This window comes from Streptomyces montanus, from assembly GCF_005786655.1.
In the GTDB taxonomy this organism is placed as follows: Bacteria; Actinomycetota; Actinomycetes; order Streptomycetales; family Streptomycetaceae; genus Streptomyces; species Streptomyces sporangiiformans.
Map to the genome: position 1 here is coordinate 1 of NZ_VBZC01000038.1, position 15,397 is coordinate 15,397.

Sequence of the window (15,397 nt, forward strand, 5' to 3'; positions counted from 1 at the left end):
CGGCGGCGCGGGGGCCGGAGGCCGCCTCGGGCGCGGCGTGGGAGCAGGTCCGCGAGGCGCACGGGGCGCTGCGGGCGCTGGCACCGCGTGTCGAGGACCCTGCGCTGCGGGCCGAACTCCTCGCGGTGTGCGACACGCTGGCCGCCGCGCCGGCCTCGCCGCCCGTGGCCCACGGGGTTCGCCTCTCCCCGCGTGAACTGGACGTCCTGGCCTTCGTCGCCGCCGGGACGACCAACGCCGCCGCCGCGGATCGGCTCGGTCTGCGGTCCGAGACGGTGAAGGCGTATCTGCGCTCGGCGATGCGCAAGCTGGGGGCGCACACGAGGCTGGAGGCAGTGGTGGCGGCGCGACGGGCCGGGCTGTTGCCCTGAAGTCCGGAGCCATTCACGCACGCGCGCTCTGAAATCCCGTATACCAAAACTCTGTTATTTCCCTCACGGTGCACCCCTCCGAAATTCAGGAGGTCTTTGCTTAATATTGAACCGAACACGACATGAGGGAGGGTCCGCGTGCGGCGGGATTTCGAAGATCCTGTCAGACCCCGTTCCGACCAGGTCATCGGCCGGAACGAGCTGCTGACACGGGCACGTGAGCAGCTCTCCTCCGGCGGCAGCGTCCTCTTGTACGGTCCGCCCGGAATCGGAAAGTCGACCGCCCTTCGGGCACTGGCCGCGGAATACGCCGAATCAGCCCGGACCGTGTTGCGCTGCTCGGCCACCGAGTCGGAATCGCACCTCCCCTTCCTCGCCCTCGTCGATCTGCTCGGTCTCGTCGCCGACGGGGTGGCGCACGCGCTGCCGGCCCCGCAGCGCGCCGCTCTCGAAGCGGCGCTCACCGGCCGTGCCGAATCGTCCCTGCATCAGGGCGGTCTGGCACTGCGCCTCGCGGTGCTGTCGGTACTGCGCGCACTCGCGGCCAAGGGCGAGGTCCTGCTCGTCGCCGACGACCTCCAGTGGCTGGACGCGCCCAGCGCGGAGCTGCTCGGCTTCGCGGCCCGTCGCCTCGGCGGGCTGCCGGTACGGATGCTCGGCGCGGTGCGTACGGGCACCGAACCGAAGGAGCAGGAACACGTTCCGTATCTACGCGCGTATCCTCCGGAGTCGCTCGCCCTGCGCCTGGCTCCCCTCTCCCACCCGCAGGTTTCCGAGCTCCTCGCCGCCCGCGGCTACACCGGCCTGCGCCGCTCGACCGTCCGCGACATCCATCTCACCAGCGGCGGCAACCCGCTGTTCGCGCTCGAACTCGGCCGCGCCCTGGCCGAGAGCCCGACACCGCCGCGCCCCGGCGAGCCGCTGCCGGTGCCGACCTCGCTGCGCGCACTCGTCCTCAGCCGCCTCGACCTGCTGTCCACCGAGGCCCGGCGCACCTTGCTCGTCGCGAGCGCCGGAGCACGCCCCACGCTGGCGCTGCTGCACGCCGCGGGCCGTACGAACGCCGAGGCCGAGACGGCGCTCGCGGCCTCGCTCGGACTGGTGGCGACCAACGGACCGGAGGGCCAGGACGGGGCCGTACGGTTCGCGCATCCACTCGTCTCGGCGGCGCTGTACGCGCAGGCGACGCCCCAGGAGCAGCGGGCCGCCCACTCCGCGCTGTCCACGGCGGCCTCCGACCCGATCGAGCGTGCGCGCCATCTGGCCCTGGCCACCACCGGAAAGGACGAGCGTGTCGCCGCACGGCTCTCCGAGGCCGCGGCACTGGCCCGAGACCGTGGCGCACCCTCGGTCGCGGCCCAGCTCGGGATGCTCGCGGCCCGGCACACCCCGCCCGGCGCCCTACCCGGCGCGGACGAACGCCGGTTGAGATCCGCCGAGGACGCGCTGACCTCCGGCGACATCGACCTCGCGCGCGAAGTGGCCCGCGACGTACTGGACCGGGCGACCGACGCGGCGGTCCGGGTGCGCGCCTGGATGGTCGTGATCGACGCGGCCGGCCAGGCCATGAGCGAGGTCGACGCCGTCTTCCCGCAGGCCCTCGCGGACGCGGGCGACGACCCGCGGCTGCTCGCCCTCGTCCGGTACCAACTGGCCTGGCGCGCGCTGCTCGTCGAGGGAGAGATGGCCAAGGGCCGGGAGGAGGCCGCGCACGCCGCGCGGCTCGCCGCCTCCGCCGGCGACCGCAGCACCGAGTTGCTCGCCCTGTCGTTCCAGGCCCAGATGGAGACCTTGATGGGGCATCCCGATGCCTTGGCGACCGTCGAACGGGCACTCACGGAACCGCAGGACCCGAGGGTGGCCTGCGACCACAACGGCGCGGGCGCCACCCGGTTCCGCTGGCAGATCATGAGCGACCAGCTCACCGAGGCACGTACGACGATCACCCGGCTGCTGAGCGATGTGCGGCGGCGCGGCATGGTCGAGAGCGAGGTGCACTTCCTGCGCGGGCTCGCCGAGACCGAACTGCGCTCCGGACACTGCGGCCGAGCGCTCGCCCTCGCCCACGAGAGCCTGCGGCTCGGACGGGACACCGGGATCGGTGAGGCGGCGGGCAACATGTTCACCTCCCTCGCCGAGGCCGCGGGCGGCGACCTCGACCGGGCGCTCGCCCTGGCGGGCGACGCGGTCAGCCGCGCCGAGGAGGACGGCGACCTGATCTATCTGTCACGTGCGCTGGGCGCGCTCGGCCATGCCCGGCTCGTGGCCGGGGACGCCGCCGGAACGGTGCAGTCGCTGCGCAGGGCACGGGAGTTGGAGCAGGGGCTCGGCATCTTCGATCCCGCACGGGGCCGCTGGCACGGCGACCTCGCCGAGGCGCTGATCCGAATCGGCGAACCAACGGAGGCGCAGGACGTCATCGACGCCACGCGCGAGCACGCGGAGCGGCTCGGGCGCGCCAGCGTCCTCGCCGTACTGGACCGTGCCGAGGCCCTGGTGAAGGCCGCGCACGGCGAACACGAGGCGGCGGCCCAGCAGTTGGCCTCGGCCCAGGCCCGGCTCGGACGCTTGGGGTACGGACTCGAAGAAGCGCGCGCCGCTTTGGAGTTGGCGCGGCTGCGGGTGGAGCGGGCGCAGGGGGCGGGGGCCGGGGGAGGGTCCGGGCCGGGAACGGGGGCGAGCGCGTACGACGAGGCGACGCGGCTGTTCCGGCGGTGCCAAGCCGCGCCGTGGCTACGCCAGTTGGAGGCGACTGTTGGGGCTTTGACCGGTCCTGCCGCCTCTTCCGCCTCCGCGGACTCCACGTCCACCAGCAGCACGGCGTCGGGGGCGCCGACTGACTCAGCCGCCCCCGCACCCTCCGTGGCTTCCGGGTCATCCGGGTCATCCGGGTCATCCGGGGCTCCCGGGGCATCCCCGGCCCCTGGGGTTGCCCCCGCCTCGTCGGCCGCCCGGAATGCTTGCCCGGAACTCGACCAGCTCGCCGCGACAGAACGTCAGGTCGCCTCGCTCGTCCTGGAAGGGGCCACCAACCGCGAGATCGCCGCACGGTTGTTCATCAGCGTGAAGACGGTCGAGGCGACCCTCACCAGGGTCTACCGGAAACTGGGGATCCGCTCACGGGTCGACATCGTGCGGTTGGCGGCGGGACAGAAGCGGACTGGATGACCTTGAGGACCCCGCTGACCTGAGGGCCCCAAAAGGGATGGCGGTGGGCAACCGAGGGTTTTCCCTCGCCAACTCCCGCAGGGGGTTCCCTCATTGGGGAGAGCACGGGTCCGCTTCTAGCGTGGGACACGCCCCGCAGGCCGTCGCACCCCCACGCACCACAGACCCCCCACAGTGCACCCCCCACCGGCACTCCTGAGGAGATCCATGTTCGGGCTCACCCTTGCCAAAAAGGCCCTCGTCGTGACCGCGGCGGTCGCCGCCGCCACGACGACCGGCCTGCTCGGCGCGACCACCGCAAACGCCGCTCCCCAGCCCATCGTCGGCGGCTCGACGACCACGGCGTCCGCGTACCCGTACGTCATGCAGATCACCGACTCCTCGCAGAACCAGTTCTGCGGCGGCACCCTGGTCTCCGCGACCAAGGTCGTCACCGCCGCCCACTGCATGGTCGACGAGACCACCAGCAGCGTCCGTGTGGTCGGCGGCCGCACCTACCGCAACGGCACGAACGGCACGGTGGCCAGAGTCAGCAAGATATGGATCCACCCGGACTACACCGACGCCACGGAGGGCGACGACGTCGCCGTCCTCACCCTGTCGACCTCCATGCCGTACACGCCGATCGGTTACGTCTCCTCCTCCGACACCGGCGTGTACGCGGCCGGCACCACGGCCCGCATCCTCGGCTGGGGCACCACCAGCTCGAACGGTTCCTCCTCCAACCAGCTGCGCACCGCTACGGTCCCGACCGTCTCGAACTCCTCCTGCTCCTCCTCGTACGGCTCCCGGTTCGTCGCGAGCGACATGGTGTGCGCGGGCTACACGCAGGGCGGCACCGACACCTGCCAGGGCGACAGCGGCGGCCCGTTCGTCATCGGCGGCCGGCTCGCCGGCATCACGTCGTGGGGCGACGGCTGCGCGGCCGCCGGCTCGCCCGGCGTCTACACCCGGCTGACGACCTTCTCGTCGCTGGTGACGACGCAGATCAACTCCTGAGCACCCTCTCAGGTAACGCCAGGGGGCGTTGCGGTCCGCCACGAGCGGTTCGCAACGCCCCCTATCCATGTGCCGTCCGCCGCCCCCCGTTCAGGCCTGGACACGTTGTCACTGCCGGCTGCTTGAATGGGTTGCCGAGGGGGTGACGGACATGGTGTCCACGGATCGTTTCCTGGCCTTCGCGGCCATGTCGCTGCTGGTGATCGTGATTCCGGGCCCCAGCGTGCTGTTCGTGATCGGCCGCGCACTCGCCCACGGCAGGCGCACGGCGGTGGCGACGGCGCTCGGGAACGTGATCGGCTCGTACGTCCTGGTCGTGGCGGTGGCCGTCGGCATCGGCTCGCTCGTCGAGCGCTCGGTCGCGGTCTTCCTGACCGTCAAGCTGGCGGGCGCCGCGTATCTGGTGTTCCTCGGCGTCCAGGCGTTCCGCCACCGCAAGGACCTGAAGGCCTCGCCGATCGGGGCGGGGGTGACGGGGTCGCCGGACGCGACGGGGTCGGCAGGCCCGACGGGATCGGCGGGTGCGGCGGGATCGGCGGGTGCGGCGCGCGGCGATCTGCGGACAGTCCTGGACGGCGCCGTCGTCGGCGTCACGAACCCCAAGGGCATCGTCTTCTTCGCCGCCGTACTCCCCCAGTTCGTGGACCACTCTGCCGGTCAACTGCCCTTGCAGATGCTCCTGTTGGGCCTGGTGCCGATATCCATAGGCCTGGTCACGGACACCCTGTGGGGCCTGAGCGCGGCCGCGGCCCGCACCTGGTTCGCGCGCTCGGACCGCCGCCTGTCGATGATCGGCGGCGCGGGCGGCTTCACCATGATCGGGCTGGGCGTGACGGTCGCGGCGACGGGCCGGGCGGACTGAGATTCCACCGGCACCCTCAGGCGCGTACGACGCTGCCGAACCGGATGTCGTGCGAGGAGGCCGCGCTCAGCACCGACAGCACCCGCTCCCCTTCCTCGACGACCTGGTCACGCTCACCCTTGGTGAGCGGGTCGAACGGCTCGACGGTGAGCACGGCGCGGTCGCGCGACTCCTCCAGCCGCCACACGCCCCTGAGGAATCCGTCCACGAGCAACGTGCGGTACGCCTGGTTGCCCTGCCAGCTGCGCCCCTTGTACTCGGCGGGGACAACTCGGGAGCGGTCGGCGTGCGAGAGGAGCAGGTTGTCGAACTCGGGCAGCAGGCGAGGTGGTGCGGGGGTGTCCGCGTCCGGGCGGGGCGCGTCCGGGAGGTCGAAGAGTTCGACGCCGTTCTCGTCGCGGAAGGTGATCAACTGGGGCCGCAGGCGTTCAAAGGCCTCGCGCAGCCGGGTCAGGCCCGCCCAGGTCTGCATGTCCTTGACGGAGGCGGGGCCGAAGGCGGCGAGATAGCGCAGCACGGTCGAGTCGGGTGCGGGAGCGGGCTCGGCGGGGCGGCCGAGCCAGTGCTCGGCGGTGGTGAGCGCGACCTGGCCGCTCCTGCCCCACATCCCGCGCGGCGTGACCTGGACGAGGGGCAGCCGGCAGCGGGCCGCGATGGAGAGGGCCTGCGGGTCGGCGTGGGGCCACTCGACGAGCAGCGCCTCGCGCAACTCCTTCATGGTGCGCGGCTCGGCCTCGACCAGCTCCCGGCTGATCGCGGCGAGCCGGTCCAGGTCGACCCCGGCGAGCCCGTCGCGGAAGCCGTACAACTCCCGTTCGCGGGCGGCCTGCACCAGCGGCCGCAGCGTGAGGCAGTCGTCGGCGGTGTGCGTGTGGATGGTCGAGCGCAGGGTCACGATGCGTACGACCTCGCGGGCGCCCATCGCCGCCGACAGTTCCTCGGGGTCGAAGCCCTCCAGCCGGGCGGCGAGCGCGTAGTACGGCGGTTTCACGTTCTGCGCCTGCAGACCGACGAGGTGCTCGACGGCGTCCTTCGCGGACAGGGCTGCGCGACGCAGGAGCAGTTGCCGCTCGAGAGTCGCACGGTTCAGCGCTCGGACGCTCAGCACAGGGGCGGTCGAGGTCTTCGTCATGCTGCGCACGCTAGCCGGACTTGCGGACACCTTCTGTCCGCAAACCTTGCCGATCTCCTACCCGACTCCCCAGCCGGCCCTCATGGCGAGGTCATTTGACCCGTATATCCTGCCCGTGATCAGAGAGACAGAGTCAGACAGAGCCAGAGCCAGACAGAACCGCGAGCCAGACAGAACCTGCGAGTCAGAGCCACAGACCTTCGAACACGGGAGGCAGCCGCGATGCCGGAGCGCCGAGTCCGCCCCGTACCCGCCGCGAAGAGCAGCCGGAAGCCGGTGTGGCGGCGCGCCATGACTCCGTCGGCCCCACCGTCCGGGGAGCCGCCGAAGACCCGTCCGGCCCCGCCTGCCGCGACCGCCGCGGAGCCCGCCGTCGCCAGCGTCGTCGAGGCGGCCCTCTACCGCGACGGGGTACGCGTCTCCACGCCCGGCTCACTCGCGCAGACCTTCCGTGAGCTGCGCGAGCAGCGGGACGGCATGGCGTGGATCGGTCTGGCCCGTCCGACGGAGGCCGAAATCCTGTCGCTGGCCGAGGAGTTCGACCTCCACCCGCTCGCCGTCGAGGACGCGATGGAGGCGCATCAGCGCCCCAAGCTGGAACGCTACGGCGAGACTCTGTTCGTCGTCCTGCGCGCCGCCCGCTATCTCGACGCTCCGGAGGAGGTGGACTTCGGCGAGCTGCACGTGTTCGTCGGCCCCGACTTCGTGATCACGGTCCGGCACGGTGCGGCGCCGGACCTCTCGGCCGTCCGTCGCCGCATGGAAGAGACACCGGAACTGTTGAAGCTGGGCCCGGAGGCGGTCCTGTACGCGATCCTGGACGCGGTGGTCGACGGCTACCTGCCGGTCGTCGCCGGCGTCCAGAACGACATCGACGAGATCGAGACCGAGGTCTTCCGCGGCGACCCGGAGGTCTCCCGCCGCATCTACGAACTCTCCCGCGAAATGGTCGAGTTCCAGCGCGCCACCCGCCCTCTGGTCGGCATGCTGCACAGCCTGATGGCGGGCTTCGCCAAGTACGACACCGACGAGGAACTCCAGCGCTACCTCCGCGACGTCGCCGACCACGTCACCCACACCAGCGAACGCGTCGACGGCTTCCGCCAGGGCCTCGCCGACATCCTCACGGTGAACGCGACGCTGGTCACGCAGCAACAGAACGCGGAGATGCGGGCGTTGGCGGAGGCGGGCTTCGAACAGAACGAGGAGATCAAGAAGATCTCCTCTTGGGCGGCGATTCTGTTCGCTCCGACACTGGTCGGGACGGTCTACGGCATGAACTTCGAGCACATGCCGGAGTTGCACTGGGTATTCGGATACCCTCTTTCGATCGCCCTTATGGCGGTTGTTTGTACCAGTTTGTACGTCATCTTCAAGCGGCGAGATTGGCTCTGAGCTCTGGGACCGGCGGGTTCGACGGCGGTGACCAGGACACCGGGAACGACAGCGACCTTGCCTGGAGCCGCACCTTCACCGACCCGCGGCTCTGCGCGGCGATCGTGGACAGGCGCGCCTTCAACGCCACCTTGATCGAGACTGGTACTGAGTCCTACAGGCTCGCCCACAGCAAAGCCAACCAGACTGAGCAGTCGAGCTGACCAGGCTCGCTCAGCAACAACACCGCAATACGCGAGCGTCGCCCCGTACAAGAGACCTCAGCGGCCAGCCCCGCCGCCAGTTCACAACGATGGAGTCAAGCGCCTGCAGAACGAGACGTTGGCCTGCGCAGCAGCCACTGCCCGAACGTCCGACGCCGGGGCCGCACCACCACGCGGCCGTGGGCCTTCTGGCCGACCAGCTCCACTCGCAGAGTGACCGGCGTATCAGGGTTCGTCGGAGTCTGACGGTACTTGACCCTGCTGTGTACCAGCTGCAGACCATCCGTATCGACCACGATGCCCGGCCTCGTGACCAGCGTCAGGGTCTTCCCCGTCATGGCCACGTCGATCCGCAAGGTGTCGTGCGTGATCACTGCGTCAGTGAAGTCAAGTGTCACCTCGCAGTACGTCACCGCGAGCTCCAGCCTCCGCGGTACCACCCAGCGCCCCACGCGCTCGACCGCGCCGCTGTGGACCTGTTCGATCCGAACTACGTCCTTGACCTCTGGCACAGTCGCGCCAGCCGTAGCCGATACGGGCGGCAGGTCGGCGGTGAGCGCGGTCAGTTCACTAACAGTCCGCGCCGACAGGGCAGCTTCCAGGCGCTCGTCCAACTCGTCCGCGGTCAGCAGGCCGTCCCCCGCCGCGATACGCAGCACATCCACCACCCGGTCCCGGTCGGCATGAGAGGCTCGCAGCCCGGGCGACGAGCTGGGGCCGGAGTGCTTCCCGGTGGGCGAAATCTCTCCCGACATGCTTCCCATCCTGGTCCCGTCGAACGTCTCCGCGCGACGCAGGCAGCGACGCATGCAGAAGACTAGCGTTATATCGCGACATGGATCCCGGCTGGGTCCCATCACGGAGAGGCGATGGTCAGCGGCGATTCACGACATGCGACGTCCATCATGCCGAGGCCCGGTCGCGACAACAACCGCACTCCAGAGGCCCGTTCACACCGCTTCCCGAGGCCGCTTCAGCGCGTCCGAAATGCGCAGAACCTTCACCAACCAGGATCACCGCAGACCAACATGCTGGAACCGCTGAACAGCGTCAGGGCAGCGTGGCTTTGTAGGTCAGTCTTGAGGCCAGTGGTGGGTGGGTTTTGACTCCAGTGCTGTCAGCGGACAGTTGATGTCGGTGAGTTCTGACTCCACTGGGGGCCTTGCGGTGGGACTATCGGAGTGCATCAGCTAGCCCTGGGTGGCTCAAGTGCCCTATTCGAAGGTCGAGTTCTACGCGGCGATACGCCATGACGCTCGGGTCGAAGGGCTGTCCAGCAGGGCTTTGTCGGCCAAGTACGGGGTGGGCCGCAGGACGGTCGCGATGGCGCTGGAGTCGGTGTGGCCGGCGCCGCGCAACCAGCTTCCACCCCGGATCTCGCGCCTGGATCCGTTCAAGGCGACGATCGACGAGATCCTGCGGGATGACCTGGACGCGCCGCGCAAGCAGCGGCACTCCCGATGCCCACCCACACCAGCCCTGTGACCAGCAACCTCAGCGCGGGCGCGTATGCCGGCGGTGCCGACAACTGCAACGCCGGATGTGGCGCTACGGGCTGACGATCGCCCGATTCAACGCCGTCCTGCGCGTACAGAACTTCGCGATTGCGCTGTGCGGCGACAACGAAGAAGAGGACGACTTCGGAATTCCGCACACGAAGGCGTCCAACTGGCACATCGACCACGACCACACCTGCTGTGGGCCCGGCTCCTCGTGCGGGAACTGCGTACGGGGTCTGCTGTGCCGCCAGTGCAACATGGAGTACCTCCCTGCTTACGAGCGTCTCCCGGCGCACATGCGCGACAGCGCACTGTTCAACACCTACCTCACCGACCCTCCGGCCCAGCGGCCGGAGGCCGAAGTGATCAAGGGCAGGGACAACATGTACCTGCCGACATCGCACGCGTTCCTTATGGACCGGAAGTTCGCCGACGCCCTCGAAGCTGCGGCCGGGTAGCGCAATCATGGCGCTGACAGCACGTGACAGTGCCCGTGCAAGGACTTGTCCCCCTTCAGGGTGATCGAAGGCCGGAAAGTCCACCGAGCCACCGCCCAGCGTGGCTGTGTGACCTACGATGCAAACGCGGCTTGACCACCGCTCCCCGGAGACGATTCGGCCCTGGTCCTCCACGCTCGGGTGAACCGGTCATCCAACGAACCACCGCGCTTCCCACCGGATCTCGATTCCGTACGTCCTGGGCCGAGACGTGCAGGAGACCCATGAGCGCACTGCACCAAGACGTTGCCTTGCTCCGACGCCTCTGCACAGGCGAGAGCGTCCAACAGGCCCGCCGGGCGGTGGATGTACTTCAGGACGGCCAATCACCCATTCCACAGGCGGCCTCGCCAGCTCAACAGCGCCTTGAGGCCCGCGTACTGCTTGGGCTCCTGGAGTTCCGGAACATCTACACCCGTTTCCCCCTTGGGATCACCGCGGTTCAGCCCCAGTCAGACGTCATCGCCCTTGGTGTAGAGAGCGAAGAGCGGGCAGTTGAAATCCTCTTCAACCTCCTGCCCTCGTACGCCCCGGGCCACGAGGTGCAGGGCGTGCCCGGCCTGCGTATCACGCGACGGGATCGGACAGCGATCGAATTGCAGGTCCTGGGAGAGCCCGCCCGGCTGCGGCTGACCGGACTACCGGCCACCGTCTGGCGCAGCGCCGAGGCACGAACGCTCTCCAACTGGATCGACCCGGACAGCATGCAGTTGTGCTGGCGCTCCTCGCCGCACACCTGGACGCCGGCAGAGCGAGAGCACCACGCTCAATGGGAAGACGACAATGATCACTACGTCCGGGTGACGCAACGCGGGGCCTGGCTGAGCAGCGGCCTGCTCCGGCGTGCTGCGCTCCTGCACACCATCGCCAACACGTTCCTGGTCGACGGCCATCGCGGCGCGGCCTTCGACGTGGCACGGCTTGTCCTGCGGTCCTCGCATGCCCGCGAGCAAGGACCGGGGCCGCACAACATCGTGGCGGCCCTGGTGGACCCCGTGTGCGGTCTGCCCCTCCTGCTCAAGAGATTCCGGGGGGACACGGACCAAAACTACGGCAACGACCAGCAGTTCGTCCTCGAAGACCCCGGCAAAACGGCCGCGCTTGAACTCCGGGCCACAGTGGAACGGCCTCCCTCCCGCCTGCCGCCCGAACTCTGGCAGGCCATTCTCCGCCGCATGCCCCGCGCGGGATTCACGAGCGGCCTGTCCCCCAGCGTCCTCGCCGGCTTCTGCAGTCTGGGCGCCCCATAGGGCTGGGCAGCTGGCAGTCAGTCCGCCCCCGTCGTCGGTCCTCGGAGCGGCACGCGCTAGGCCGTCTCCGTGAAAATGTCCAGCGGCCCGTTCCGGGGACGGACCTTGCGCCTGCCAGGTGCGTAGGGTGCGTCGCACGGGCCCAGCGAGGTCCGACGTGCGGCGCGCCCACCCGACGGGGCGTGCCGAGAGGAGCCAACTCGGCTGGCGTCGCATCTAAGTACGGACACGTGCACCGCGGAGGACAGCCGCGCATCCTGGGTCGGGACAGGCAACGCGGCGGAAAGCCTTCCGTGAAGAGCACCCGTGTGGAACGACGCGCCCAAAAGCTCCAACTGGCGACCGGGATGACTTGGACCGATGCCCTCAAGCGGGTGAAGTCCCTCCCACCCACATCACCACTGATCCCCGAGGCGCACCCCAGCCAGGCCGTCCTGGAGAGCTACGTCCTGTCAGGCCACGCCTGGCCGATGATCGATACCCGCAACCCGTGGGGCATCCGATCCACCGACGCGCACCCCGACAGCCTCGTCCTGACCTTCGAGAACGACGTCGCCCAGTCCGTCGCCTCGGAATCCATGGCAAAGGAACTGATCCGCAATCTCGTCCCCTGCTTCGACGAGCACGGTGAGGTACGCGGCATCCCGGGAGCCCGCTTCACCGTGGACGACGACGGTATTCACATCCGACGGATCGGAATGCCGGGTTCGCTCATGATCCTGGGCGTCCCCGCCGAGGACTGGTACGCCGCCCTGCCCCTCCAACGAGAAGAGAACGACGCGGACGGAAGGCGCTACTGCCATGAGCACAGCCCCCACCAGTGGCAACGCAGCGAAGCGGCCTACCGTGAACCGGCCACCTGCACCGTCCTGGGCCGGCACCACTACCGCAAGAAACCCTCAGCCTGGCTCACCAGCGGCCTGCTACGCCGCGCCCCACTGCTGCGGACCATCGGCGTGCCCCTGAGCACCACGGCGTGGACCAACCTCACCGAAGACGGCGGCTCGGAATGGATCATCGAATACATCAACGAACCCGGCGCGAACATGCCCTGCTACCACGAGGGCTTTACCAATCTGCTGACCGACCCGGACTGCGGCCTGCTGATCATCGGTACGGAACTGGACTGCTGCTGTGGCCTTCCACCCGAGTCCTACTGGGGCTGCCGGTTCTACGCCCGCAGCAGCACCGGACAACCCGGCGCGCTCCAAATCCGCTTCTCCCGCCGGTCCGGCGACAGGGCGCAGTTCTACAAGGCCGACCTGGCGGACTACGCGGAGCGTCGGCGGCTCTATCAGCCCATCCCCGCCCACCTCAGCCGCAGGCGCGCCGAACCGATCCATAACCGCCACCGAAACGGATGAGCAAGGCGGTTAGTCGGTTGGCCAAACCTGCACTGCGCCCCGGCCCTGCAGTTGTCCGAGGACGTCCTGCTCGCCGCACTCGAGGGAAAGCGAGACACGACGTACTGGCCACTGTCCGTTCCGCCTCCGGACCGGCAGGGCCGTCCCGAGTGACCAACTGCGGTTGGGTGCAGCGGACCCCCCGCAGAGCCCTCCACTCGTGACCCCAGAGGCCGTACGACCGGGAATCACCGACACCTTCTGGCACAAGCCCCCCCGCCGGCTGGCCCGACCGCTCAGGCCCAGGCATCAACGCGGCGGCCGAGGGGCGGAATATAGCCGCAGATCGCCGGTTAGCCAAACCGGTGATCTCTGGGTTATCGGGGCATCGGGCGTCACCTTCCGTAGTGTCTCGTCGGGATGGTCTGCGCCGTGATCTCGGCGTCGAAGACGCGGAGATCACGTGTCTCGGCTGTGTGCCGGGGCGAGGTTCATCCGTGCGGGTGAAGCGTTTGGAATCTCAGCCTCTACGAGTTGCCGGGCACGACCGCCTCTATTTCGGGCCGCCCCGCGATTGATCTTGGGGGGTGCTGGTCCGGGGATTCGACGGGCTGGTGGTTCAGTTAGCGCAGGTCGGCCCGTTACTCGTACCGGTACTTCAGCGAGTCTGCTTCCGCCTGCTCGATGTCAGCGATCGTCAGCTCCGGCATCCGCAGCTGGGCCAGTGTCACCTCGGCCGAGGTCGGCTGGGCGTCCGCCGACAGCCACTGCTCCGGCTTCCAGGCCCCGCTGCGCAGGAGCGACTTGGGGCAGTGCGGGTAGACCTCCTCGATCCCCAGCACCAGCGCACTGGCCGGAGGTTTGCCCACGGCGGTCAGCTGCGACAGCAGCTCCGGGCGGGTGGAGACGCAGGCCCGGCCGTTCACCCTGAGCGTCGTGGTGCGCCCCGGGATGACGAACAGTAGCCCGGCCCGTCCGGTGGCGATGACGTTCTGCAGGGTGTCCAGACGCTTGTTGCCGGTCGCGTCCGGTATCGCCACCGTCCGTGCGTCCAGGACGGCAACGAACCCGGCGGGGCCGCCGCGCGGGGAAACGTCGCAGTTGCCCTCGGCGTCCGCGCTGGCGACCAGGACCAGCGATGAGCAGCCGATCAACCGCCGGGTCTGCTCGGTGAGTTCGGTCATCTGCTTGCGTATGGCCGTGTCCTTGGGCAGTTCGTAGACCCGGCGCAACGTGTCCTGATCGGGCACGGCGTCGAGGCGGAGCGAGTCGAAGGCACTGCTGGCAAGGGATGTCGTCATGCCACCGACCCTAAAGGGCCGACCTGCGACTGATCTTGGTCGGTGAGTGCGGGGCCATAGAGACGGTCGCGCCCAGCCGAACCCGCGGGCCAACACGCCCCGAGATCAAACGCGGGTCAGCCCGTTAGGGGCCAAGGGGGGCTCATAGGCTGTCCTGCAGATCTTGACTGCCTGACGGTCACACTCCGATGAAGCTCACTGTTTCCGTCATATCCGCTCGCCCGGTACGCGGCCGGGGCACGCCTTCCTTCTCGAAGCCCACCGAGACACCGCAGAACAGTACGAGCCCGTCATCGGCTCCAACTATCTGGCTGACGGTCTTGCGATACATCGTCCACATCACCTGGGGACAGCTGTGCACCCCTTCCGCCCTCAGCAACAGCATGACCGTCTGCAAGTACATCCCCGCATCTCCCCACTGCCCGGGCCCCATCGTCCGGTCGAGGTAGCAGAACAGCACGACCGGCGCTCCGAACGCCCCCGAGTTCAAGGCGGCGATCTTCATGGGCCTGTCGGGGTCGTCGCGCTCGATTCCCAGCGCTTCGTACCGCTGGGCGGCCGCAGCGGAAAAGCGGTCCAGATACGGCGAAGGCAGCTCGGCCGGATACATCGGATACTCCCGCTCATCGCCCGGATCTCCCGCAAGCGCCCTGGCCGTCGCACGCTTCTTCAGTTCGGCCAAGGGATCGCCGGCCACGACATAGACATGCCACGGCTGGAGATTTCCACTCGACGGAGCCCGCGTGGCAGCGGTCAGCACTCGTTCGAGAACCTCTTTGGGTACCGGCTCATCGCTGAAAGCCCGCACGGCCCGCCGACTGTCCACAGCTTCATACACGTCCACGTGGTTCTCGTCCTCTCACTCAACGACAACCACCTCTCTACCCTCTTGAGCACGCGCCGGAGGAGTTCATGGGCGGGGCAGAGGGACGACGCCTGCAGGGGCGGTGGGGCTGATTGTGCTCAGCTGGCGGCGGAGCCGCTGGAGTTCGTCGTCCTGGGCGGCCAGGGCCGACAGGGCCAGTTGATGGCGTTCCTTGAGCTGGGCGAGTTCGGTGTGAGTGCGGGCGAGTTTGCTGGTGAGTCGCTGGTTGTGTGCTCGCAGGCGGAGGATTTGAGCCTCGCGCGGGTCGGGCTGCTGGCCGGCGGCCCGGGCGGTGGAACGTCGTTGCTCGAACTCGTCCTTGAGATGTCCCCAGGTCCGGTAGAGAGCTGCGCGGGAGATGCCGGCCTCGCGGGCTAGGGTCTTGACGTCGCAGGCCCCACCGGACGGAATCTGCCCGGCCAGCAGACGGTCGATGGCCGCGCGGACCCGCCGTTCTGCCTGATCGCGCTGTTCTGCGGTGAGGGCCATGTCATTTCGCCTTTCTGCTGGCC

General features: G+C 69.0%; 14 protein-coding genes and 1 pseudogene. 10 read left to right on the top strand and 5 right to left on the bottom strand.

The window, feature by feature from the left end:
- The 4 genes from FE633_RS29465 to FE633_RS29480 form a co-directional block, all read left to right on the top strand.
- The coding region (locus FE633_RS29465; protein WP_138048227.1) for a response regulator transcription factor at positions 1–371 on the top strand (371 nt) is incomplete at its 5' end.
- 138 nt (positions 372–509) lie between these two features.
- Positions 510–3,539: a helix-turn-helix transcriptional regulator gene (locus FE633_RS29470; RefSeq protein WP_138048228.1), complete on the top strand. Its 3,030-nt coding sequence runs from the start codon at positions 510–512 to the stop codon at positions 3,537–3,539.
- Positions 3,540–3,746: 207 nt separating this feature from the next.
- A complete protein-coding gene (locus FE633_RS29475; RefSeq protein WP_138048229.1) occupies positions 3,747–4,538 on the top strand; it encodes a S1 family peptidase in 792 nt (263 codons plus the stop codon).
- Positions 4,539–4,689: 151 nt separating this feature from the next.
- Entirely contained in the window at positions 4,690–5,400 is a 711-nt protein-coding gene (locus tag FE633_RS29480) for a LysE family translocator (RefSeq protein ID WP_138048230.1), read from the top strand.
- 16 nt (positions 5,401–5,416) lie between these two features.
- Here the strand turns inward: FE633_RS29480 and FE633_RS29485 are convergent, their stop codons facing one another.
- Entirely contained in the window at positions 5,417–6,532 is a 1,116-nt protein-coding gene (locus FE633_RS29485) for a winged helix DNA-binding domain-containing protein (protein WP_138048231.1), read from the bottom strand.
- 222 nt (positions 6,533–6,754) lie between these two features.
- Between FE633_RS29485 and FE633_RS29490 the strand changes: the two genes are divergently transcribed.
- Positions 6,755–7,927 carry a magnesium and cobalt transport protein CorA gene (locus FE633_RS29490; protein WP_138048232.1) on the top strand — a complete coding sequence of 391 codons (1,173 nt, stop codon included), beginning with the start codon at positions 6,755–6,757 and terminating at the stop codon, positions 7,925–7,927.
- Positions 7,928–7,971: 44 nt separating this feature from the next.
- Positions 7,972–8,130 (top strand): annotated as a pseudogene (locus FE633_RS49860) (ATP-binding protein); the annotation flags it as partial.
- A gap of 95 nt (positions 8,131–8,225) precedes the next feature.
- On the opposite strand, the gene FE633_RS29500 reads toward FE633_RS49860, so the two are convergent.
- On the bottom strand, positions 8,226–8,885 hold the full coding sequence (locus FE633_RS29500; RefSeq protein WP_138048233.1) for a DUF1707 SHOCT-like domain-containing protein: 660 nt from the start codon (positions 8,883–8,885) through the stop codon (positions 8,226–8,228).
- A 454-nt stretch (positions 8,886–9,339) separates the two neighbouring features.
- Between FE633_RS29500 and FE633_RS29505 the strand changes: the two genes are divergently transcribed.
- From FE633_RS29505 to FE633_RS29520, 4 genes are all read left to right on the top strand, one after another.
- A complete protein-coding gene (locus FE633_RS29505) occupies positions 9,340–9,615 on the top strand; it encodes a hypothetical protein (protein WP_138048234.1) in 276 nt (91 codons plus the stop codon).
- A 55-nt stretch (positions 9,616–9,670) separates the two neighbouring features.
- Positions 9,671–10,087 carry an endonuclease domain-containing protein gene (locus tag FE633_RS29510; RefSeq protein WP_171060169.1) on the top strand — a complete coding sequence of 139 codons (417 nt, stop codon included), beginning with the start codon at positions 9,671–9,673 and terminating at the stop codon, positions 10,085–10,087.
- A gap of 590 nt (positions 10,088–10,677) precedes the next feature.
- Positions 10,678–11,376: a hypothetical protein gene (locus FE633_RS29515; RefSeq protein ID WP_138048236.1), complete on the top strand. Its 699-nt coding sequence runs from the start codon at positions 10,678–10,680 to the stop codon at positions 11,374–11,376.
- A gap of 293 nt (positions 11,377–11,669) precedes the next feature.
- Entirely contained in the window at positions 11,670–12,740 is a 1,071-nt protein-coding gene (locus FE633_RS29520) for a hypothetical protein (protein ID WP_138048237.1), read from the top strand.
- A 620-nt stretch (positions 12,741–13,360) separates the two neighbouring features.
- On the opposite strand, the gene FE633_RS29525 is transcribed toward FE633_RS29520, so the two are convergent.
- The 3 genes from FE633_RS29525 to FE633_RS29535 all read right to left on the bottom strand — a co-directional run bounded on the left by FE633_RS29525 (position 13,361) and on the right by FE633_RS29535 (position 15,374).
- On the bottom strand, positions 13,361–14,020 hold the full coding sequence (locus tag FE633_RS29525; protein ID WP_138048238.1) for an MSMEG_1061 family FMN-dependent PPOX-type flavoprotein: 660 nt from the start codon (positions 14,018–14,020) through the stop codon (positions 13,361–13,363).
- Between the two features lie 178 nt (positions 14,021–14,198).
- Positions 14,199–14,864 carry a nitroreductase gene (locus FE633_RS29530; protein WP_138048239.1) on the bottom strand — a complete coding sequence of 222 codons (666 nt, stop codon included), beginning with the start codon at positions 14,862–14,864 and terminating at the stop codon, positions 14,199–14,201.
- Between the two features lie 66 nt (positions 14,865–14,930).
- On the bottom strand, positions 14,931–15,374 hold the full coding sequence (locus tag FE633_RS29535) for a hypothetical protein (protein ID WP_138048240.1): 444 nt from the start codon (positions 15,372–15,374) through the stop codon (positions 14,931–14,933).
- Between the last annotated feature and the right edge of the window lie 23 nt (positions 15,375–15,397).